This window comes from Herpetosiphon sp. NSE202 (genome assembly GCF_042688385.1).
Classification (GTDB): domain Bacteria; phylum Chloroflexota; class Chloroflexia; order Chloroflexales; family Herpetosiphonaceae; genus Herpetosiphon.
In genome coordinates this window covers 18,789-43,429 of sequence record NZ_JBHUPY010000016.1, presented here as the reverse complement: position 1 = coordinate 43,429, position 24,641 = coordinate 18,789, and the positions used below count along the sequence as shown (strand labels likewise).

Here is a 24,641-nt window from a genome sequence, read left to right as displayed (position 1 = left end):
TGTTCTGCCGATGCTAGACCTCATCACGTTCGCCTAAGTCGGGGCGGGGCTGCATTTCTGGCAGCGAGAAGCTAAATGTACTGCCTTCGCCATAAACGCTTTGCACCCACATATCGCCATTATGCAATTCGATAAACGACTTAGCGATTGAAAGCCCTAAGCCTGTGCCGCCAACCTCATCACGTAGGGGACTATCGGCTCGATAGAATCGTTTGAACAGGCTCTTTTGTTGCTCTGGTGTCAAACCGACCCCAGTATCTTTGACATCAAGCTGGATCATGTTGTCCTCGTTGATGAAGGTGCGGATGATCACGCCGCCATCAGCATAGGTATACTTGATCGCATTCGAAACCATGTTCGTTAAGACCTGTCCAATCCGCTTACTATCATACTCGATTAATGGCAATGTGTCGTCAAGTTCAAGCTGTAAGGTCATGTTCTTCTTCTTGATCTCAAGGTCCCAAGTTGCCACTATATCGCGCACTAATTGGTTGATATTGCTTGGCGCAGTGTTCAAGACAATCTTGCCTGCTTCCAAGCGTCCAATTTCGAGCAAGTCTTCGACCAAGCCGACCATGCGCATAGCGTTGGTCTTAACAGTTGTAAGCATTTCGCGCTGCGGGTCGGACATTTGACCAACTGCACCGAGTAAAAGCAAATCGACAAAGCCGCGAATTGGGGTAAGCGGCGTGCGCAGCTCGTGCGAAACGGTCGCGATAAAGTCGCGCTTGGCGCGGTCGGCTTCAACTTCACGGGTAATGTCGCGCAAAACCACCACAACCCCGAAGCGCGAGCTTTCTTCGCCAACCACCGGCGCGAAGTTGGCAGCAATCGATTGGCCAGGCAATTCGATCATGCTGCGATGCACGCCCTCTGAGCGTTGCACAATTTGAATCCCTTCGTGCAAACCAGTGTAGAGCAGCAAAGCCCGACCTTCTTCGTGCAATTCTTCTTCGTTGCGCGGTGCGGCAATCACTTGCAAGCTGTTATGCATCACTTCCGAGCGCGGAATCCGTAGCACATCTTCGGCAGCTGGATTATACAGAATGATCTTCTCGGTTTGGTGGTCGAGCACCATAACCCCTTCCGAAACACTCTGGAGAATAGCAGCGGTCTTGCTGGCTTCTTCGCGTTGTTGCCACATCGCATCGGAGAGCCGGTCAGCAGAATCATAAACCAAGGTGTAAAGGTCGGCGTTGTGCAAGGCCGAAGAAACTTCGCCACCAATCGTTGAGAGGAAGCGCAAGTGGTCTTGGGTAAAGAAGCCGATTTCGTTGCTATAGAGCATCAGCACCCCTTGAGGTGCATCGCTCGAAAGCAATGGCACGGCAATTACCGAGCGTACATCGTCGCCACGCCCGCTTTGGGCATTCGTCCAACGCTCATCCAGCCATACATCGGAGATAACCACGCCTTCGTTGTGCTCGATAATCCAGTTGGCTAAACCTGGGTGCTGGAAGCGCACGCGGGTTTCAATCGATTTCAAGCCCAATTCCTCGTTGAGCACCGCATGACAGACCAAATCTTTGGATTCGCGGTCGAGCAAGAAGACTGCTCCACGCCGAACCATCAAGGCCGAAGCCGCCAAATCGAGGGTTCGCAGCAACAGTTCATCGCGGTCGAGGGTCGTACCAAGCTCGGTTGCAATGTTGTAGAGCGCTTCGACCCGTTCTTTTTCGCCCTTGAGTTCCAAGGTACGTTGATCAACGATTTCTTCAAGCTCAAGGTTGAAGCGGCGAATTTGATCAAACAATTGCGCATTGTTGATCGCTTGGCCAATTTGGGTTGCCAAAATCATCAAGCTCGAAATGGTGCGTTCGTTGAAGGTAAATGGTTCATCCATCCCCACAAAGACCACGCCCCGCAAGCCTTCGCGTAACATTGGCAAGAAGATCGAGCCACGCATGCCGATGCTATTGACGAATGGCGCTAAAGTGGCATCGGTGCTGGCATCAAACACCGCCAACGGATGGCCAGAACGCAATGGCCGCAGAATTTCCATGCTGCCAACATCAAGCTCGTTGGCATTTGGCAACTCTAGTTCCATATGGTCGCGGTTAAGCGCCAACGAGTTGGTGATGGTGTAGCCATCGCCCGAAACCACGATAATGCCGCCAAAATCTGCCCGCGACATTTCAATTGCACTCGACGAGCTGATTGCCATCAATTCGTCGATTTCCAAGGTACTGGCCAAGGAAACGCTGGTTTCTGAAAGCGTCGAAAGTTCGCGCACGCTTTGGCGTGATTCCGAGAAGAGGCGGGCATTTTCCAAGGCTTGGGCTGCTTGCGAGGCAATCGTCAGCAACAATTGCACCAATTCGTCGCTATAAGCATTGTCTTGCTCATAGCTCTGAACCGTCATAACCCCCACAACTTTATCCGCTGCAATCAGCGGAATGCCCAACCACGAGCGTGCCATCTCGCCAACTTGGTCGACCTTCATTTCGGCCATGCGCTCGGCGATGTGTGGGCCTTGCAGCAACAGAGGTTGACGCTTGCGAATCACGTATTCGGTAAGTCCGTTCACGCCGCGCTGTGGCAAGACGTTGCCCGTCGTGCCATGCTCGTAATAGAGCGGGAAGGTCACTTCTTTGTTACGCTCGTCGTACAGCGCCAAGTAGAAGTTTTCAGTATTGACCAACTTGCCAGTTTGTTCGTAAATCACGCGCAGCAAGTCGTCAAAGCGCACCGTCGAACTCAAGGCTTGACCGATGTTATTCAACGTATTCAAGCGTTGAATCGATTGCTCACGCTCGGAGAACAAGCGCGCATTGGCAATCGCCGCGCCAGCTTGAGCCGCAACCGTGGTCACAAAACTCATATCATATTCAGAGAAGGCATATTCCTCGTAGCTCTGAATATTGATAATCCCAATCACATCGACCCCAACCACAATTGGCACAACCAAGTACGATTGTTCAAGTTCGCCGCGGTCGCCAATCCGCATTGCGCTTGCTTCGGTCGTTAATTGGGTTTGAGCATCGCGATATTCGTTGGCTTCTTCCGATGTGTTCAGCAACAGCGGCTGGCGATGTTCAATCACCCAGGCTGGCACCCCAACCGACAAACGGCGTGTGCCGATCGTGACTGGCTCGCCACGGTCGTGGGCTTCGCGGAACTCCATCGAGTGGGTTTGCGGATCGTACAAGCCAATAAAGGCCGTGCTCACATCGACAATTTCGCCCAAGCCAGCATACAAGCGCTCTAAGATTTCATCCAAACTAATCGTCGATGTAATCCCTTGGCTGATGCGGTTGAGCGTATCCAACTCGCGAATCCGGCGTTCGCGTTCGGTAAACAGCATCGCTTTTTGGACTGCTGCCGACGATTGGTTGGCCAATGATTCCAGGAATTGAAGCTGGCCACGGCTAAATGCGTTGGCTTGCGGGCTTTGAATCACAATCACGCCCAACGGCTGATTGATATTCATGCCATAGGTTTGGCTTCCCATCGTGATCGACGCGGCGATTACCGATTCTGGCTCGATAGCATCGGGAATGCCTTCCAGCCGAGGCGAATAGCGTTCGTTCTGCAAATCGTGCTTGCTGTTGAACATCAATGGGCGTTGCTCAAACAACATCGTTTTGAGGAAGCTGTTGCTCAGCACATGCGAAATCAACGAATACTGCTGGCCATTGCTAAACCCAACCGTGGTCGAAATCATATTGGTTGGGGCATCGTAGAACACGATATAGGCGTTGTCGGTATTGTAGATTTCGGTCAAGCCCTTCAAAATTGAGCTAGCCAATTCTTCTGGCGAGAGCGTTGCCGTCATCGATTGGCTGATCGACGACAAAATTGCCGCTTCGGTTACTTGGCGTTCACGCTCAGCAAACAAGCGTGCATTTTCCAAGGCGATTGCGGTTTGGCTGGCAACTGCCTGCAAGAATTGAATGGTTTCGGTGCTAAATGCGCGTGGCAGTGGGCTTTGAATGGTGATAACACCCAAAACCATATCGCCAAGCATAATCGGAATCCCGACCCACGAAGCCATCGGCGTATCGTGGCCCAGCAAGAAGCGCGAGGCGTTGGCGGTTTCTTCAATCGAGTTCAACACAATCGTGCGTCGCCCGCGAATAACTCGACTCAGCACGCCTTCGGCCAATGCTTGGGGTTCGAGCCGTTCCTCGCGACCGCCATTCATCACCACAGGGAAGGTCAAAATGTTGTGATCGCTGTCGTAGAGCACAATGAATGAGTGGCGCGTATCAACCACGCTGCTCAAACGCAGGTGCAATTGGCGTAGCAAGGTTTGCGGATCAAGCGTCGAGGTGATCGCCTGGGTCACATCATTTAATGCTTGCAGCACCGTAATTTGGCGTTCGCGCTCGACAAACAGGCGCGTGTTTTCAATTGCAATTGCCGCTTGATCGGCCAAAGCGCTCAAGAGCGCGGTATCGTCCTCGTTGAAGGCAGCGCCTTCGCCAGACATCACGCTGAGCACACCCAACAATTCGTTGCGATAAACAATCGGCACACCCATAAAGACCGAGAGGCCATGGTCGCGATTGAATTCGACATGTTGCGAGATGATTGGCGATTGACCATCGGTTGCGCTGGTCGTCAACGGCTTGCGCAGCTCGGCGACTGTCCCAACCAAGCCCTCGCCGCGTTTGACCCGCAGGCTTTGGACAAAATCGGTTGGCAAACCCAACGATGCTACTGGCTGAAGCTCTTCATCGCCAGTAAACAAAATCACGGTTTCGATTTTGAGTTGGCGGGCCACCAAGCGCACCAAGGTATCCAACACTTGGGTTGGCTCGTGAATTGAGCTAAGTGCTTGGCCTGCTTCGAGCAACACCGACAATTCGCCAACTTTGCGGCTCAGCACTTGGGCTTGGCGCTCAGTTTCAGCAAACAGACGGGCATTTTCCAAGCCTTGCGAAATTTGATTGGCGATCGTTTGGCAGGTTTCAGCATCGCGTTGGCTGAAGTTGCGCCCTTCGACCATATGATCAAGCCCAATCGAGCCAACCACTTCGCCCTTGACGATCAACGGCACCAACATCAATGATTGAATGCCTAGTTGCTTCGTCGTTTCGCGGAACGATTCGGTCATTTCATGCTCAAGCGGATTGTTGATCACCAATGGGCGGCGATGGCGCTGCATCCAAGGAATCGTGCCGTTGTTGGCAACCGGAACCTCGATGCTGAGATCGCCTTTGGGAAATTCAGCCCGCGTGTAGCCAACTTGCGCCTCGTAATCGAAAATCACCAAGCGCGCTTGCGAAGCATCGGTCACTTGGGCCATTTCTTCGACGGCCAAATCGTAGAGCACTTGGGTATCGAGGGTTGAGGCCGTCAGATCAGAAACGTGATTGATCAGCGCCAAACGCTCAGCTTCAGTTGCTAGTTGATCCAAACCATCTTGGGTTTGGCTATACAACAGCACGTTTTGCATCCCCAAGGTCACCTGATAGGCCACGTTGATCAGCAATTGCAAATCGCGTTCGTCGAACATTGCTTGCTTGTAGTGTTGCAGCAGCAAAATCCCGAGCGGTTCGTCGTTATTGGTGAGCAATGGCACGCCCATCAACGATTGCGAAAGCACCGTGTCGGCAGAGGCAACCCGTGGATGAATATCCGGGTAGGCCTTCATTTCCTCGTCAACCGACTTGAACAGCAACGGCTGGCGATGCTCCAGAATCCACGCGGTCAGCGAGTGCGGCGTAATTGGCGTGGCTTTGGGATAATTGATAATCATGCCACGATCAATCACGAAGCTATGAATCCGTACCGTCAGCTCGCTATCGAAGACGCTAAGATTGAAAATATCAATCGGCAAGAACTCACGCAACACGTTATACACGCCTTGCATCAACTCATCGGCGTTCAAGGTCGAGCTGGTCACTTGACCAACCCGTCGAATCACATCAAGCTCTTTGATTTGGCGATCGCGTTCGTTGAAGAGCTGAACTTTTTGGATGCCCAAGCTGATGTGCGAAACCACGTTGGTCAAGAAGGCCACCGTGCGTTGATCAAAGGCGTTTGGTTGATAATCTTGCAACGAGAGCATGCCAATCGGTGCGCCGTCGCGGGCAATAATCGGCACGCCAACCCATGAACGCGGCGATTTGTTTTTGCCCTGAATTGGGTTGGCCATGGGCTGAACGCCCTTTTGCTCCAACTCAGCTTTATTGGTCACATCGGCCAAAATCAATGGCGCACGATGTTGCACGACCCAGGCGCTCGGGCTGCCAACTCGTGGCTTGCCGCGCGGAGTGCGTTCTGCGGGCACACCTTCTTGCACCGCATAGCCATCGATCACTTGGTCGTGCTCAGCATCGTAGATCATCGTATAGAAGACTGGGGCTGCGGTAACTTCTTGCAAGTATTCAGCAGTCAAGCCCAGCATTTCATTCAGATCAAGCGAGGCGCTCATCAACTGACCAATTTGGCTAATCGCATCCAACTCGCGAATTTGGCGTTCGCGGTCGCCAAACAGGCGCGCGTTTTGCACTGCCAAGGCCACTTGGCTAGCGATCGTTTGCAGCAACTCAGCGTCGCGTTCGCTATAGACATTTGGCTCGTAATGCTGAACTGAGAGCATCCCCACAGCAGTATCATCACGAATCTTCAGCGGCACACCAATCCACGAACGAACCCATTTATCGGGATTGCCAAAGCGTTTGATTGTATATTTGCCCTCAATTTCTTGAGGCATATCGCGGAAGACCAACGGCTCAAGTGAATTAACGACGTGGGCCGAAGGCGAATTAGGCAAGAGCTTTTCGCGTTGTTCTTCAATAAAGAACTTACCTTCTTCAACATTCACCCGCAGCACAATCTCACCCAGCATTGGGTCGTAGACGAAGCTGTAGAAAACATTTAAATCTAAGATTGTGCGCAACGACTCGTACACACCTTGGAGAATTTTCACAAAATCAAGCGTTGAGTTGGTTAGGCTACCGATTTTATTGATCAGCGCCAATTCAGCCAAGCGCGATTGACTATCGCCGTATAAGCGCGAATTTTCAATCGCCACTGCCAATTGATTAGCAATTGTATCCAGCAAGGCTGCATCGCGTTCGCCATAGCGCCCAGCTTCATTATGTTGCAGCGAAAGCACCCCGCGCACCGTGCCATCGCCCAAGAGCAGCGGCACGCCAATCCACGAGCGTGGCACATCGGTGCTATTACCTGCTTCTGAACGCGGTGGGCTATTGCCATCGTTGGCGAGCAACTCGGCGGTCATGTCGTTGAAGAACAATGTTTCGCGTTGTTTGATGATTCTAGCCATCAACGAGTTTTCGTTAATTGGCCCATTGACGACATCGGGCATAAAGTGTTCATCATCAATCGCCAACGATTCGACCACACTATTGCGTTCGGTATCGAATACTGCCAAATAGTAGGCCCGAATTGGCAGATTTTCGCGCAACACGTTATAGACTTCACGCGCCAGATCATTGAATTTGAGACTGGTGGTGGCAGCGCGGCTAATGCGGTTGATAATCGCCAGCTCTGCAATTTGGCGCGAACGCTGATCAAACAAGCGTGCATTTTCAATTGCAATTGCCGCTTGGTTGGCAAAAATTTCCAGCGTTTCGACGGTGCGGCGGGTTGGCGCTTCATGGGTAAACGGATCATCGACCGTCATAATCCCAATTAATTCGCGCTCGGTTGAATACAATGGCACCAGCAGTTGGTCGCCATCGTGCCAAGCACTCGAATCGTTGCCGCGAGTTATATAGTAGGCTCGCCCAATCCGATATTGCGAGTCGAGCAATGGATGGATGGTCTCAATCGCAATATCTTCATTGCGCAATTGCTCCAAATCGGAGAGCGCAATCCCCGCGCCAGCAACCGTGCGCATAATCGTTGGATGGGCTTGATCAATCAGATTGAACAAGACCATCCGATAGCCAGCGGCTTCGGTAACGCTAAATGCAATTTGCTCAAGCAGATTGCCAAGCTCCATATCGGCGCGCAGCGCGTTGCCAATCTCCAACACTTCATTCAAAAGGCTAGCGCGTTGTTGCAACAATTCACGTTGTTTAACTTGCTCTTCGTAGTGTTGGGCATTACCAATTGCCAAGGCAGCTTGGTCGGAAACAGCACGGACAAAATCGAGCGCAGCGTGATCGAAGGCATAGGCTTTGGTATCGCCGGCAATAATTGCCCCAGCCACCCGATTTTCATACAAAATTGGAGCCATGAGCAACGAACGAACTTCGCCCCACTCGACATTATCGTCGAGCGCGGCCACATCGTCATAGATCAAGGCCTCGGCGCGTTGCATTGGCTCGCTCAGCAAGCCATTATTGAGCAATGGCAAGGCCAAAAAGCCAGCTTCTTCAGCAGAGCCATAGCCATTTTGGGCAATCACGTGCAGCGATTCATCATCGTTATAGAGCACGACAATCCCATAGCCACAACCAGTTGCTTGGCTAATTTCGGTCAACATTGCTGGCAACAACTGCTCAAGCTGCAAGGTCGAGGTTAGCTCGCGGCTAATCCGTTGCAGTGCCAAGAGTTCGCGCACCCGTTCGCGCAGCACTTCGTCGGTAGCCTCGTAGCGTTGAACATTGCGCAAGGCTTGGGCTGCTTGGGAGGCAATAATATTCAGCAAGCGCTCATCTTCAGCATCAAAACGCCCAATTGTGCCCGAACCAAGCTCCAGCGTCCCAATCAACTGCTCGCCGATCAACATTGGCACGCCTAAGAATGAGCGGAAGGCCAGGCCACTTGAGGTTTCGTGTGGTCGAATGGGCTTAACAATCTTCTGGCGTTGCAAATCGTCGATCCGCAAGGTTGAGCGATGACGGGCTAACCAGCCAGTCAAGCCCTGATCGATGCCATACGAGCCGCCCTCGCTGGCGTAATGTTGGCGGGTACGCGGCGTGGCATATTGGCTATTGAGCACTTGGGTTTGCGGATCATAGACGCAAATTTCAAGATCAATATTATCAAAGAGCTGGGCAACGCTTTCGCCGATGCTTTCAAGCGCAACTTGCAGGCTTACGCCGGAGGTCAATTTGGCGCTCAGCGATTGTAGCACCGAGAGTTCGGAGTTACGGCGACGCTCATCATTTAATAAGCGGGTATTGCCAATTGCCGTAGCTGCTTGAGCAGCCAAGGTTTGGGCCAAGGTAATTTCGCCGGGGTTGAAGCTGCGCACACGGCTGGTGGTAGTACACAAGAGAATGCCAATTACCCGCTCCTTGAGCAGCATTGGCAGCCCCAAGGCGCTGCGAATACCCCGTGCTTTGAGCCAGGAACGTTGAGCACTAATTCGCGGATCGGTGCCAACATCAACAACCGAGACTGGTTGCTGGGTATCGAAGGCAATTTTCAAAATCGACTCAGGCCGCAACTCATAGGTTGCCCCAATCGACAAATCGAGCGAGTTTGCTGCATCGTCATCGGTAGCTTGGGCCACCAACTCACAGATTTTGCGCCGATCGTCCCAGAGCAATAACAAACATTGCTCGACCCCAAGGGCCAGCAATACATTTTCAGTCAAGCGATTGAGAATATGGGTCAGATCAAGCGAAGAGCCAACTGTCAAGCTATTTTCATACAGCAAGTACAATTCGCGTTGGCGTTGACGTTGGGCATCGAAGAGCTTGGCGGTGCGCATTGCCAGCGATGCTTGAGCCGCAAACGATTCAAGCAAGGCTAAATCGGCGTTTTGAAAACCGCGCTCAGGCTCGATATGCACCAGCACCAAAACACCAATAATCGTCTCGTCGGCGCGTAATGGAGCGGCCATCACCGCAGTGAAGTTAATGCCTTCGGGCAGATTATCATATTGTTCTTTGGCTTGGCCATAATTATTAACCAGCATCGGCTTGCCACTTTGAGCCACCGTGCCAGCCACGCCCTTGCCAACCTGAATCCGTGCGCCATTCCAATTGGCAGGAAACTGCACAACTTGGCGCAGCTCCAAGTATTGCTGGTTGGAATCGGTCATATAGACCCCACCACCAGCAGCGCCCAGCAATTCGGTGGCTTGGGTAACCAAGGTTTGCAAAAATTCGTCTGCATTCAGCTGTTGCGCCAAGCCCTGCAACGATTCGGTCATTGCGGCAACGGTGCGCTCGCGGCGGGCAAACTCCTCTTGCAAGGCCACGCCCTGCCATAAGGTCGTTAATTGCGCCAACAGAACTGTTAATGGCTCTGGCTCTAGGGTAACCGGTGCCACCAAAACGCCTGGCACTTCGGCGGTGCCAATCGCAAACAGCTGCCAACCTTCTGGCAGCCGAACCTCGCTTCCACCATTTAAAACCCGAGCAGGCAACAACCGATTGGTTGCGCGTTTATTCATGCCCCATGCAGTCAACAACGAACGTTGCTGACCTAGGCGGAGGATCGCCCCTTGAGCAAACAAGCCGCTTTGTTTGAGCAAATCGGCACAGCGCTGCGCGAACGTTGGCAAATCAGGCAATTGCTCACGGGCGAGGTGAGCAATGCCTGTTAACACGTGCCAAATTGCGGTGGAAGGAGGAGAGATTTTCATGGGCGTTTGTGTTCTTTAGGCACAGGCAGTAACTCCTGGCTTAGCGGCCAAATTTCACAGCGCTACGAACTGAACCTTCTTGCAGGTTGGGCAATGGGCGCACACTTTCAGCAGTTTCGCTGAGTTCACGGATATCGTAGAATGGCCCATCGGCGCTATCAAGCACCCCAATTGAAACCGTCATGAGTGGCTCTTGGCGTTCAGTACCATCGGCGTTTTTGGCCAAAATATAGCCACGTTTGCGGTCGGGATAGCTATAGTGCAAGCCAATTTCTTGGTCAAAGCGTTCGGCAATCCGCTCCATAATTGGTTTAGCCCGCTCAGGCATCGAGGTAATCAAGAAATCCGGCCCAGTCACTAACTGACCGATAAATTCCTCTTGACCACCCAACTCGCTAACGACTTCGTTGATCAACAATGCGCCAAATTTGAGCACATCTTCGCCAACGACCGAGCCATAGACTTGGGTAAAAGTATCGAAGCCATTGATATGGACGGTTGCCAGCGTCCAGACTTCGGCGGAGAGCAAGCGCCGCAGCTCTTCGTTAATCAATTCGGCGGTTGGCAAGCCAGTGACTGGGTGGGTGCGGCTTTTTTCGCGGGCCAAGGCCAAGTTATTGCGCACCCGCATATGCACTTCTTCAATATCGAACGGCTTAACAATATAATCATTGGCTTGGACGACCCCAAGCCCTTCGGCTTTATCGCCGCGTTCACCACGGGCAGTTAAGAAAATGATTGGAATATGCTTTGTACGGGCATTGGCGCGCAGTGCTTTTCCAATATCATACCCGGTCATATCGGGCAAATTCACATCAAGCAAGGCCAAATGCGGCGGCGTGCGTTTCACAAGATCGAGCGCTACCTGCCCGCGCATCGCGGTCATCACTTCATAACCTTGCGAGGTGAAGTAAATTTTGAGCAAGCCAGAGATATCGGCTTGGTCTTCGACGACTAAGATGCGTTCTTTGCTCACAGTATCCTCCATCATCGCACGCCGCGTGCGATGCAGCGTTAATCACGGAATTGTTCTGCTGGGTACTCATCGGCGACGCGATCGCCCACAGGAATGCGTTGAACGCGGGGATCGCGGTCGGGATAGAAAACTGGTGGGCGGGTGTAAATACCACTCGAAACATTTTTAGGAATGACAGAATGATCATCGCCATAAATCAAGACCGTGCCTGATTCAATGTTGCGGGCTGGATAAATGACAAAGCCTGAGCCAATTTTACAATTATGGCCAATCGCCGAGCCGATGACTGGCAGGCCAACTTCTTCCAAGCGCCCGCGATGGAGCGTCTTGATTGGCTTGCCCAGCAAATCGAAATCGGTACAGGTATTGCCAGCCCCGATAAAGGTATTACGGCCAACGACGCATAACTGCAAACAGGTATTTTGCGCCACCATCGAATTTTCCATCAAGACAGTCATGAACAAGGCGGCCCGGAATGGCAAATAACAACGGTCACTGACCACGCTCAGCATCACTTGCGAGCCTTGCATGATCGTGACGTTATTACCGATCAAGCTATTCGTAATCACCACTCCAGCGCCAATATTCACGTTGTTACCGATTTCAGTTGGGCCTTGAATAATCGCCGATGGGTCGATTGAGCAGTTCTTGCCAATCTTGACCACTGGTGATGATGACAGAAAGTGCTTGCGTTCGATAAACGAGCGAAAGCCAATCTTCAACTTCAAACGCCAACTGTTGGCAACCTCTTGCTCCAGCTTCCGACCCCATGCAAACACCCCGAGCGGAGAGTTTGTCATGAAAATATGGACCCAGCTTTCGATTGAACAAAACGCACGAATTGGCACCTGGAATACCAAATCCCCTTGGTTGGGCGCCATATAGCTTGGAATATGGTAGTAGCCCATCTCCATGGCATTGGTATCGATTACCAGCGGTTGTGGATTCGGGACAACGCCGCGAGGGAAATAGTAGAGGTCGGCAATATAATGGTTACCATGCTTGCGAATACCCTCTTGTAATCGCAAAGCATGGGCCGTAATCATCGCATCATCAGCAGCAAAAGCCACTTGGCAAGGTTGCCCAGTGGCGCGTGCCTCAGCGATAAACGTCTCAATGAAATCGCGGTTGAAATAGAGATTATCTTTATGCACCAAGAGTTCATCACTACTTGGTGAAATTTCAGACCAATCGTCTACTTCCGCAACACTTTGGCAGTGGCGTGCAAGCAGATCACGGTGTAGCAGCCACAGCGGCTTATTGAGAATCCGCAAATCACGCGCTGGTTCTCCAAAGGGAGCGATAAGCGTAGGATCGCGGAGAACAATCCGTTTCATAACGAGTCCCTGCAGCTCAAGACGTTTCGACCACCGAAACCAACTGGTATCTGCTGGTACTATACTCGAATTTTCACGAATATGGGCAGCAAACAGATTACAGTTGGATGTCTGTGAGCGTCCTGCTCGTCGCCAGCGCACAGATTGGCAGACTTACATCGTCCTAATCTATTGGCTCCTTGTCAATGGCAAACGCACAGTATGGGTCGCCATTGCGTGGACTTGCAACTTGTTCGACCTTGAAGTTATGACCGCCGGTCACCCACGTCAAGGCTTCTTCGATAATCCCTTGCGCCAAATAGAAGATCGGGGTGCTATTGCCGCGTCCCCAGAACACTGGTGATTTATCAATGTAATAGAGGAAACGACCCTTTTGGTCTTCTACCCGACTCGGCTGATCGCTGAAGCGGTCGAATGTTTGAGCTACCGCATTCAAAACGATCTTCATTTTCATGGTCATGGGCATCAGTTTGAGCGCAAGGTCGGCCATCCCCAATAGTGGGCCAAATTCTTTCAACCCAAGACTAAACGCATACCGTCCGGCCCGCAGTTCCATCCCACGCGCACCCCGTGGACCGAACATTGTTTCGGTGGCTTCGCTGATCGTTGCGAGATCAAAGAACGAAAATTCGCGTTTTAAGTCGTTGGGCGGATAGTTATTGACGAGGTGTTTCATCCCTGCCATATTTAGCAGCGCATTGACCCCCGTGCGGCCCATAACATCTTCCAAACTGAGAAGATACAATCGTGCGATTTTATTGGGGTAGAACAGGCGCTCAAGCTCGTCAGACGTATTGGTGCGCTCTTCTGCCATGAGTAACTCCTTGCACTATGCTGTGAGCTTCGCAGTGGGGCAACACGGCGTGGTTCGGAACGTGGCCCGGCCAGCACGCACATTGTACATTAAGGCTATACCTTCGTCAACACAATGTGCCTTTATAATGCCCCAAATTCACAGTTGCTGTTCACGCTTTGGGCATACCGTCAAGCTAACACGGTTTGAAGGAAACGGCCAGTCCATGAAGCTTGATTCATAGCGACTACTTCCGGCGGCCCAGCCACAACCAGCTGGCCACCAGTGTCTCCACCTTCAGGCCCTAAATCGATCACCCAATCGGCGGTCTTGATCACGTCAAGGTGATGTTCAATCACCACAACGCTGTTTCCTGTATCAACCAAGCGTTGCACGATCGCAATTAACCGTTCAACATCTGTCCAATAGAGCCCTGTTGTTGGTTCATCAAGAATATACAGGGTTCGGCCTGTCCCGCGACGTGCTAGCTCTGCCGCTAGTTTTACCCGCTGCGCTTCGCCCCCCGAAAGAGTCGCCGCTGGCTGGCCTAGGGTCAAATAGCTTAACCCAACCTCAACTAAACTCTCAAGTTTCCGCGCCAAGGCCGGAATGCGCTCGAAAACGCTTAAGGCTTGGCCAACTGTCATGGCGAGTACATCAGCAATGGTATACCCACGATAGCGAATATCAAGGGTTTCCCGATTATAACGCAACCCAGCGCATGCGTCGCAGGTCACCGCTAAATCTGGTAAAAATTGCATGGCAATCGTTACCACACCTTCGCCACGACATTGCTCGCAGCGCCCGCCCTTAACATTAAACGAAAATCGGCTGGCTCCATAGCCCCGCACTTTGGCTTCAGCTGTCCCAGCAAACAATTGACGCAATGCGTCGAAAATACCGGTGTAGGTCGCAGGATTGGAACGCGCTGAACGCCCAAGCGGCGTTTGATCAACCGCAATCACTTTATCAAGTTGCTCGTAGCCTTCAAGGCTGCGATGCCGACCCACTGCTAGCCGGCTACCATGCAATTCGTTGGCCAGCCGTGGGTAGAGAATCTCATGAATAAAGCTCGATTTTCCCGAGCCAGAAACGCCAGTAATGGCCACCAAACAGCCTAAAGGAATCGTTATATCAAGATCTTTGAGATTATGCTGCTTGGCTCCACGTAGCAGTAGTGTAGCATGGGTTGGCTTTCGCCGTGTTTGAGGCAAACCAAGCTGACGTTGGCCAACTAAATAGTGGCCAGTTTGCGAATTGGGCTGGGCCATCAGTTGTTCAACTGTGCCACTCGCAATAATATGCCCACCTTGCAAGCCCGCCGTCGGTCCAACCTCAACCACCCAATCTGCCGCCGCAATAATCGCTGGGTCATGCTCAACCACTAACACTGAATTACCAAGGTCGCGCAGTTGTAATAATGTTTGTAATAAGCGCGCTGTATCACGTGGATGCAAGCCAATCGACGGCTCATCCAACACATACAAAACCCCTGATAACCCAGCTCCAATATGGGTGGCTAACTGAATCCGTTGCGCTTCACCACCAGATAAGCTATCAGCAGTGCGCGCCAAACTCAAATATTCTAACCCAACATCACGCAAAAACTGTAAGCGCAACACCATTTCACGCACAATCGGTGCTGCAATCTGCTGATCGCGCTCGCGTCGCAACGTATTGGGCAACGCACTGAGCCACGCAAAACACGCCTCAATCGATAAGCTCGTGATTTGATCAATCGCCCGCCCTTGTAGTGTAACTGCCCGCGCCTCTGGTCGCAAGCGCGAACCTTCGCATGCAGAGCAAACGGTGCCTTGGCGATAGTGGCTCAGGCCTTCGCGCTCTTGTTCGCTCGCCTGTTGCCAATGTTGGCGCAACCAACCAAGCAACCCAGGCCAAGACTCCAATTGGCGGCGCAAGGTCTTGGTTAAAGGCAATTGCTCAGCGCTTGGCAGCGTGCCTTCGAGCCATAAATCTAACGCCCAGCCCGCCATTGTGTCAACAGGCTGTTCGAGATCAATGGCCAAAGCGTCTGCTACAGCCTGAATTGTTTCTTCCCAATATTGTTGGTTGGTCGTCGTGCTGGTGCGCAGTGGGTTCAAAAGCAATTCGCCAAGAGTTTGCGCTGCGTAGGATTGTAACAGGTTTCGATCAAAATCATCAACTGTGCCCAAACCGTCGCAAACTGGGCACGCGCCATGTGGGCTGTTAAATGAAAAAATGCGTGGCTCCAAGGCCCCACTGGCCAATGGCCCATGCTCAGGGCAGGCCGCATGCTCGCTATAGCGCATCTGCTGACCATCGATCGGCTGAACCAGCAATACGCCAGCGCCTGTTTTGAGCGCAGTTTCAACCGAATCGCTGACGCGCACCCGATCAGGATGGTCATTCAAACTTATGGCTTCGCTGTGGCGAATAATCAGACGATCAATCACTACCTCGATGCTATGCGCCGCATGATGATCTAAATCGATCTGATCATCAAGGTCAATAATCGCCCCATCGACCCGCACCCGCACAAAGCCCGCCCGCCGCGTTTGCTCCAAAACCGTCGCATGCGAGCCAATTTCCTCGTTGACCAAGGGCGCTAAAATCATCAAGCGCGTGCCATCGGGATAGCTCAAAATCTGATCGATAATTTGGCTAGCGGTTTGCTGCTCAATCGAGCGGCCACAAATTGGGCAATGCGGCTTGCCAATTCGCGCATACAGCAAGCGCAAATGATCGTAAATTTCGGTGATTGTGCCAACAGTTGAGCGCGGCGAACGATTGATTGTTTGCTGGGCAACCGCAATCGCTGGCGCTAAACCACGAATGCTATCAACTTCGGGCCGAGGCAATTGGCCCAAAAATTGGCGCGCATAGCTCGAAAGCGATTCAACATAGCGACGCTGGCCTTCAGCATAAATCGTATCAAACGCCAAGCTCGATTTGCCCGCTCCCGATGGCCCGGTAAAAACCACCAATTTGCCTTTGGGAATGGCTAAATCGATATTTTTAAGATTATGCTGGCGTGCGCCAACAATCTGAATCTGGTCAATTTCAGCCATAACCGCTTCCTTTAAATTCGCTGTAATCGAATCAAGCCACCTGAACGGGGTTGGTTAGTTGGCAACCAAACTGGCCGCAAATCTTGATTGGGCACAAGTTGCCAATCATAATTGGCGATTAATTCACGCACAACCAAGCGCATTTCGATTTGAGCTAATGCCAAACCAATGCAAATTCGTGGCCCGCCGCCAAAACCAACCAAACTATAGGCTTGTTTGCCCTCGTTGCTTGGTGCTGCAAAACGATCGGGGTTGAACTGGGTTGGATTATGCCACAAACTCGGCATCTGGTGAGTATAAACCGATGAGTACATTGCCAACCAACCCTGCGGCACATGATAGCCAGCATACTCAAAGGCTTCAACCACGCCGCGAAAACCACCAGGCGCGGGCGGGTGTAAGCGCTCAGCCTCACGCAACACATGATCAAGCAAACTATGTTGATTAGTACTGATTTCTTGGCGCAAACGTTGCAGAATTTCAGGCTGCTGAGCCAATTCAAGGCAAATCCAGGTCAGCAACGAAGCAACTGTATCGTGGCCAGCCCACAGCAAGAGCAATAATTCACTCATTAATTGATCGTCGGTCTGATTCGGGTCGGCGTGTAAAAGCAAACTTAAACTATCCAACGCATCAGGTTGCAAGCTCAAACGCCGCAACTCGATCAGATAGCCCAAGCTTTGGCGCAAACGTCGCCCAGCCTGTTGCGCCCGATAATAGGGCGTGGCCGGAATTGGGTAGGGCACTGGGGTAAATAAGCCAGCGGTAAAGGCCGCAAAATCGTGGTGCAAAGCCTCAGCAATCGGGGCTGGCGTGTGCCCGCAAACCACGAGCAAGGCCACATCAAAGGCCAATGCCTGCAAACGCTCCAATAAACAAACTTGATCAGCAGCGAGCCATGTTTGAATTTGGGCTTGAATCAAGTGCTGAATCTGCGGTTGCAATTGTTGCAGCGCTGCATGAGCAAAAGCAGGCTTGAGAATATGCCGTTGCTGATCGTGCTGGTGACCATCAGTTAATGATAAGCCGCCACCGATGAGGCGCAGCATAGCGCGGCCCCAACCAGCGCGCCACGAAAAATGCTGGGTTGCTTGGCTGAGTATAAAGCGATTGCCCGCTGGCTCCAATAAAACAACACAAGGCCGACCCAAAAGATGGGTCGACCAAATCGGGCCATAGCGTTGAGCGCGTTCTTGGGCAAATTGCAATGGGTCAGCAGCCCACTCACGAATCTCACCAATGAGCGGCAGCCCAAACGAACCAGGCGGACAGCCAGCAGGCGGAGCTAAGCGTCGTTTCACGGTTTAGCGCATAAACTTCAACCCAAAACGCCCAATCAAACCGAAGCCAATCAAAGCCACACCAAGCCATAACCACGTATTTGAGGTTGATGGGCTACTGGTGACTGGCAAAGCAACCGGAGCGGGTTTGACCACACCGGTATCAGGCAAGGTTACTGGAGGCATTGGGGTAGCGGTAGCCGGCACGAGCGTTGCGCTTGGCAAGGCGGTTGCAGTTGGCGCAATCGCGGTTGGTTCAAGGGTTGCAGTTGGCTCAAGCGTTGGGGCAATTGCGGTTGGTTCAGCAGTAACCACCGGAACTGCGGTTGCAGGTAAACGAGTTGCCGTGGGTAAGGGCGTTTCTGTCGGCAGCGGCGTAGGCGTTAATGTTGGACGAGGTGGTTGAGCCAAGCTACTTGCAGCTGCTGGCCGGAGCAACACCAAACTGAGCACTCCGAGCATAACGACAGCAAGCAAGCCAGAGAAACGACGAAACATAAGCAACCTCTCGACAAAACTGATTTGATGATTCAATTGAACGTTTCGGCGGGCATAGCAGCATTATAGCAGCATGCATGCCGAAAACCTATCAATCTTAGGCTGTTTTGCAAAGAGCCTAGCCACGGCAAATTCTTGCACTAGGCTTGGCTACTACTTGGAATAATCACCACGGCCAGTTGTACATCGTCGGGATTAATTGCTTGCTCGCTATAGAATTTGCGCGCTGCCTCGCTAGTTGCCGATTGCCAGCAGCGTTCAGCTGCCAAGACAATTTTGTCGACTCCTTGAACTGCGGTAAAGCTAGCAAAGGCCATTGGAGCATCGCTTGGCGCGCCACCAACGATTGCTGGCGAAGCAAGCACATCAACCTGTTCTACGCCCAACGCGGCATAGGCTTGGGCAATTTCGGCCTCAACATCAGGGGTAATTTCGCCATGCGGCGCTGTATGATAAACCGTTGTATTCAAGACAAAGCCAGGAGTCGTCCCAGCTAAATTAAGCGCAGTCAAACCAACCAACGCTGGATCGACAGCACCAGCTTGATCAAGAGCAATCAGAAACTTCACAACACGCCTCCATCAGCGAATAAGACAAAGTTATTCAGTATTATAACAATCGTTGAGCGGAGGAGTTAGGGCAAAGAGCAAAGAACATAGAGCATAGAACATAGAATATAGAACACGAAGAGTTGAAACCGCGAAGAACGCGAAGGTTGAGTTGGCTATTGGCTAGGTTTACTGGTTGATTGGATTGGCAACGATGGGAATGCCCTCACCCCAACCCCTCGCCCACTGAACGCGGGCGAGGGGAGCCACCCGTTTTCATTGACGAATTTTGCAAGAACCACAGCGTTAAAGCCCCTCGCCCGTTGGACGGGAGAGGGGTTGGGGTGAGGGGATCAGGCGGTGGTTAACTGATGTACCAGTACAGCCCTCACTTCTTTTGACCTCTGATTTCTGACGTTACTTTTTCATCCCTCATCCCTCATCCCTCATCCTTTTCACCCCTCATCTCTCATCCTTCACAAAGGCCTAGCGCAATTCGCGTTTGAGAATCTTGCCAGTGGCACTAATTGGCAATTGCTCGTGGAATTCGACAATGCGTGGGTATTTGTAGGCGGCAAATTGTTCGCGACACCAAGCCACAATTTCTTCTTCGCTGGCTTCGGCACCTGGCTTTTTGACGATAAAGGCCTTGACTTCTTCGCCCAGTTTTTCGTCGGGCACGCCCAGCACGGCCACCAACGAAACCGCTGGGTGGGTCATCAGCACTTCTTCGATCTCGCGGGGATAGACATTGTAGCCACCACGCAAAATCATATCTTTCTTGCGATCGACGATTGAGAGATAGCCATCTTCGTCAATCGTGCCAACGTCGCCGGTATACAGCCAGCCATCTTGAATTGCGGCGGCAGTTGCATCGGGTCGTTTGTAGTAGCCCTTCATTACGTTATGGCCGCGAATCAGAATCTCGCCTTTTTCGCCTGCGGCAACTGAATTGCCAGCATCATCGACGCAGCGCACTTCAACGCCCCAGACTGGTTGGCCAACCGTGCCTGGCTTCGAGGGCAGATCGATATGATTGAAGGTGGCAATAGGTGAGCATTCCGAAAGCCCATAGCCTTCGAGCACCCGCACGCCGAACACTTCTTCGAATTGGCGCATCACTTCAACGGGCATCGGCGCACCGCCCGATGAGGTCAGGCGCAAGTTGGCAGCAATCGGCGTGGGATCGATCTTATTGGCGGCGATATATTGCAAGAGCGCCCAAAACATGGTTGGCACGCCCGTCCAGAGATTGACTTTATCGCGCTCCATTACGGCCAGAACTGTGGCTGGCTCGAAACGCGGCAGCAAGGTCAGGGTTGCGCCAGCAAAAATATTGGCATTCATCTGCGCGGTTTGGCCGGTTGAGTGAAAAAGTGGCAAGGTAATCAACACCACATTCGAGCCATCGAGGCTATTATCAAGAATTGGCCAGGCCAAATCGCGGGCCACCATGGCATTGAAAAACATATTGGCGTGGCTGAGTTCAGCACCTTTGGGCTGGCCAGTCGTGCCCGAAGTATAGAAAATTACCGCCGTATCGTCGGCTTTGGTAGGGTGGGTCGTAAATGTTGGAGCTTGATTGTACATCAATTGACCCAAGGTTTTGACCCCTTCGATGGGCGATGGCGCAGCAGGATTGACGGTCAGCACGATCATGTGCTCGCAGTTTTCAGCTTGATCAAAGCCAGCTTTGCCCATTTGGCCCAACGGCAACTCGGCAGTGCCCTCAAAACAGAAGAAAGCCTTGGCATCGCAATCGTTAAGGTGATAGGCGATTTCGCGCGGCTTCAACATAATATTCAAACAGACGATCACTGCGCCAACTTTGAGCGCAGCGTAGTAGACCATCGGGAAATAGGGCAAATTGGGGCACGACAGCGCCACATGATCGCCAGGCTTGATGCCAAGCGCCAGCATGCCATTGGCAATTTGGTTGGTCATGGCATTCAGCTGGGCATAATTGAAACGCATATCGTTGAAAATGAGGGCAGTGCGGTTGGGGCGCTTGCGGGCGTGATCATCGAGCATTGTGGCCAAATTGAGCGTCGTAGCCGTCTGGGGAATCATCAATGAAACCTCCTAAAAAGCCATAGAAAAATCTACCACCGCACTGCCGAAACCTTAGTTTGTCAGAGCCGCAGCAATTGTTGATTCAATTTCGTGAATATCAAAGGGTTTGGTGAGATAGCGCCAGCAGCCCGCTTGGAGCGCCCGATCGCGGTCGTGGTTATGTGCCCGGGCACTCACGCCAGCTACCCGCAGTTGGTCATGCTGAGGATGCGTACCCAAGTGACGCAGAAATTCAAAGCCATCCATCTCGGGCATCATCATATCGAGCAAAATGAGGTTTGGAAGTTTGGATTGATCTAAAAGCCAATTAAGCGCTTCTCGCCCATTGGTGGTTTCCACAATCTCGCAATCGGCATAATCCTCGAGAATTTCGCGCAAAATATCGCGGTTGTATGGATCGTCTTCGACCAGCAGAAAAACTGGTTTGTTCATGGAGTATCCGATTCCTTCAACGGGGCAAACCGTTGGACTTCAGCAACCAGCTTACGCATACTGAGGGTATGTTTCGTCTGAATGGCTTGCGCAGCTTGGCGCAATTGGCGAATTTCATCGTTGGTTAAGTCGCGTGCTGTCACAATAATCACCGGAATATTGCGGGTTTCAGGGTTGGCACGCAGTCGTTCGAGCAGTTGGAAGCCATCAACCACAGGCATCATCAGATCAAGCAAAATCAGTTGGGGATAATTGCCCTGTTGAATCAGATCAAGCGCCGCAGCACCATCATATGAGGCTTGAGTAGCATAGCCATGCTCTTGCAAGGTTGCACACAGCAGTTCGGCCATATCATAATCATCATCAACAACGAGAATAAAGCCCGATTGAGTTTGCACCCCAAGCAACTGGCGAATAATCCGAATGAGAATTTGGCTATCGATTGGCTTGACAACGTAGGTGGAGACACCAACCCCTGGTAGCTCATTGTATAACGAAGCGTCGCTTGCGATCAAGACGGGAACTTGGACTAAATGGTCAATTTCGCGCAACGCCGCCAGCGTTTCCCAGCTTTCGCTATTGGGCATCACCAAATCAAGGGTAATTGCTGCTGGTGAATGCTGTTTGGCCCAGGCCAAAGCACTATGCCGATCGGCGGCAACAATCACCTCGAAGCCAGCGGAATTTAATTGTTCTTCGAGTTGCAAGGCCAAATGTTGATCGTTTTCAATTACCAGAATGGTGCGCCGCACACCTTGGTTGAGCCGCACCAGCTGCGCACCACGACTCACTGGCAACATTAGTGTAAAGCTGCTACCTTGGTTTTCGCCTGCGCTGGTGGCCCAAGTGCGCCCACCATGCAGCTCGACCAATTGCTGAACAATGGATAAACCTAAGCCAGTGCCGCCAAAACGGCGCGTCGAGCCACCCTCAACTTGATAAAAACGATCCCAAAGTTTCAGCAAAGCTTCGGCTGGCACGCCAACCCCGTTATCGTTGACCTGAACCAACACATATTGGCCTGCCAACATCGGCGGCACTTCGGTCTCTAAAGCTTGGGACAACCATTCAACTTGGCCTTGTTCGTTGATATTCAAGGCCGCTGAAGCCAAGGTAATTGTGCCATGCTCGGGCGTAAATTTAATTGCATTGCTCAAAAGGTTGGTCATTACTTGGCCAATCCGTTCAGGATCGATCATCAGCAAGGGCAGATCATCGCTCAATTGCAAAATCAGCGTTTGATTTTTCTCGCGAATCATCGTTTGCAACATGGACACTTGCTCTTCCAAAAGGCTATTGATGAGCGTCGTTTGGCGCTGCAACTCAATTCGGCCAGCATCGAGCTTGGCAATATCCAGCAGGTCATTGACCAAACTCAGCAAGCGCTGGCCGCCTGTGCGAATGCCATCAATTTTGGTGGTATGCCATGGTGTGAGCACTTCGGTGCGTCGTTTGAGCAATAGCTCGCTATAGCCCAAGATTGCGGTCAGCGGCGTGCGCAACTCGTGGCTCATGTTGGCGACTAATTCTTCTTTGAGCCGATCAAGCTCTTTGCGGGCGGTCAAATCGCGGGCGACCAGCACAATCCCCTCGATAATGCCATCGCCAGAGCGCAAGGGCGAAACGCTGACCTCGTGAATAATTGGCACGCCATCGGCGCGGGGCAAGGCAACCTCAACATCGCGCACAGTTGTGCCAGCCAAGGCTTGCTGCACTGGATGTTCATCGAAGCCAAGCACATTGCCCTTGGCGGTTCGCCAAACCAAGGTCGTCGAAAGAAAATCGAAGTGGCGACCAGCAAAAAATTGCAAGCCAGCCTCGTTAATCCTGGTTTGATGGCCTCGGCTATCGTAGGCAACCACAATATCATCGATGCTATCGAAACTGGTTTGCAACTCGTTGGCTTGCTGCTTGAGCAAATAAAACAGTTGAATATTTTCGAGCCATGCAGCTAAGCGATCAGCTACTTGGCGCACAAACAAGGTTTGATCGTGGTCGAGCAGACGTTCGGGCGAATCAGAGGCCGCCGAAATTAAGCCAACTGCTTCATCTTGAATTTTGATTGGCACTGCCAAATACGAATAGAGCGTAAACGGCTCTAAATGTTCGCGTACCTCGCTAGTCAGATAATTCGGATGACGTTGCTCAGCTGGCACATTGAAAAGCTCAACCACCTGAGCGCGTTCAGTAAAGATTGGCGAATATAGGCCGTTATCAATTCGAAACTGAACGCTTTGCACCATTTGGTCGATGTAGGCTTGGCGACTTGGCAATGCATGATACGAAGCCATCACATCGAGAAACTCTTCGCGTGGCGGCGGAAAACGCAGAGCAATGCTACACCACGTATTCAAGACGTTGCCCACCGTTTGGGCCACAAACGTATAGGCTTCAGCAGGAGTCGGATTAGTCACCAAATAATCGCTAATTTCGCGCAACACCCGCGACTCGTTGATCCGCACGCCCAAAATACTGTTAATAATTGATAATTGATTGGTATTGAAACTCAACTCATGATTACTTTGCAGCAATTGGCTGCCTTTATCCTCAATCTCATGAATTAAATGCTGTTGGGTGCGCCAAAAACGCAGCGTAACAAGCATCGAAACCACAATCAAGGCCGAAAGCAAGCCAATCGAGGCAAATTTGATCCAGTTGTAGGTATCGATTTGGGCGCGATAGCCATCGGAGCGTTCGCGCAACTGCGTGCGCAAGATATTCGTGGTATCAATCACCGCTTCGATTTGCGGGCGGCCTTGTTCAAGGGTCAATTCGGCCAAAAGCATGTCTTGCTTGGCCACCGAATCCAGCACTGGTTGATAGGTGTTGTTTAGCCATTCGTCAATTTGCTGCACAACCTGAGGCAAGCTAGGATCGGGCGGGTTGAGGGCCAAAACTTCAAGCCCTTCGGTAACAATCGCATGCTGTTTTTGAATCTCGTCGTAGAAAATAGCCGAGCCGGTGGTGGTATAGCCACGCAAGTTATTATGTAAGGCCAGCAAGGCAATATTGACTTCGTTTAAGCTCACCCGATAGCCCAGCAAACTTGCATCGCGAGCGCTCAGCCGGTTCATGCCAAACGTCAAGAGCGTTGATGCGATGAGCAATACAACGACCAAAACCGCTTGGATACTCATTAACCAGACAAAGCGTGAGCGCTGTTGAGCTGAGCTATACGGGGTTGCAATCACG

Annotated in this window: 11 protein-coding genes; all 11 read right to left on the bottom strand. The window is 51.8% G+C overall.

The genetic code is table 11. The features are described 5' to 3' along the window. Positions 1-13: 13 nt before the first annotated feature. Positions 14-10,462 (bottom strand): GAF domain-containing protein, encoded by a 10,449-nt coding sequence (locus ACFMKP_RS19350; protein ID WP_382294213.1) that lies wholly within the window; start codon positions 10,460-10,462, stop codon positions 14-16. A gap of 40 nt (positions 10,463-10,502) precedes the next feature. After that, on the bottom strand, positions 10,503-11,438 hold the full coding sequence (locus ACFMKP_RS19345; protein ID WP_382294211.1) for a response regulator: 936 nt from the start codon (positions 11,436-11,438) through the stop codon (positions 10,503-10,505). Between the two features lie 38 nt (positions 11,439-11,476). Then, positions 11,477-12,775: a DapH/DapD/GlmU-related protein gene (locus ACFMKP_RS19340; protein ID WP_054535432.1), complete on the bottom strand. Its 1,299-nt coding sequence runs from the start codon at positions 12,773-12,775 to the stop codon at positions 11,477-11,479. Between the two features lie 163 nt (positions 12,776-12,938). Continuing rightward, positions 12,939-13,589 carry a hypothetical protein gene (locus ACFMKP_RS19335; RefSeq protein WP_012191641.1) on the bottom strand — a complete coding sequence of 217 codons (651 nt, stop codon included), beginning with the start codon at positions 13,587-13,589 and terminating at the stop codon, positions 12,939-12,941. Positions 13,590-13,759: 170 nt separating this feature from the next. Continuing rightward, positions 13,760-16,618, bottom strand: coding sequence for an excinuclease ABC subunit UvrA (gene uvrA, locus ACFMKP_RS19330; protein ID WP_382294209.1), 2,859 nt, complete (start codon positions 16,616-16,618; stop codon positions 13,760-13,762). Between the two features lie 11 nt (positions 16,619-16,629). Continuing rightward, positions 16,630-17,919, bottom strand: coding sequence for a cytochrome P450 (locus tag ACFMKP_RS19325; protein ID WP_382294206.1), 1,290 nt, complete (start codon positions 17,917-17,919; stop codon positions 16,630-16,632). A 3-nt stretch (positions 17,920-17,922) separates the two neighbouring features. After that, positions 17,923-18,396: a hypothetical protein gene (locus ACFMKP_RS19320; protein ID WP_382294204.1), complete on the bottom strand. Its 474-nt coding sequence runs from the start codon at positions 18,394-18,396 to the stop codon at positions 17,923-17,925. Positions 18,397-18,536: 140 nt separating this feature from the next. Then, positions 18,537-18,965, bottom strand: coding sequence for a hypothetical protein (locus ACFMKP_RS19315; RefSeq protein WP_382294202.1), 429 nt, complete (start codon positions 18,963-18,965; stop codon positions 18,537-18,539). Positions 18,966-19,430: 465 nt separating this feature from the next. Further along, a complete protein-coding gene (locus tag ACFMKP_RS19310; RefSeq protein WP_382294200.1) occupies positions 19,431-21,014 on the bottom strand; it encodes a long-chain fatty acid--CoA ligase in 1,584 nt (527 codons plus the stop codon). A 54-nt stretch (positions 21,015-21,068) separates the two neighbouring features. Further along, on the bottom strand, positions 21,069-21,449 hold the full coding sequence (locus ACFMKP_RS19305) for a response regulator (protein ID WP_382294198.1): 381 nt from the start codon (positions 21,447-21,449) through the stop codon (positions 21,069-21,071). Next, positions 21,446-24,640, bottom strand: a complete 3,195-nt coding sequence (locus tag ACFMKP_RS19300; protein ID WP_382294196.1) for a response regulator — start codon at positions 24,638-24,640, stop codon at positions 21,446-21,448. The genes ACFMKP_RS19305 and ACFMKP_RS19300 overlap by 4 nt, the downstream gene beginning before the upstream one ends. Between the last annotated feature and the right edge of the window lies 1 nt (position 24,641).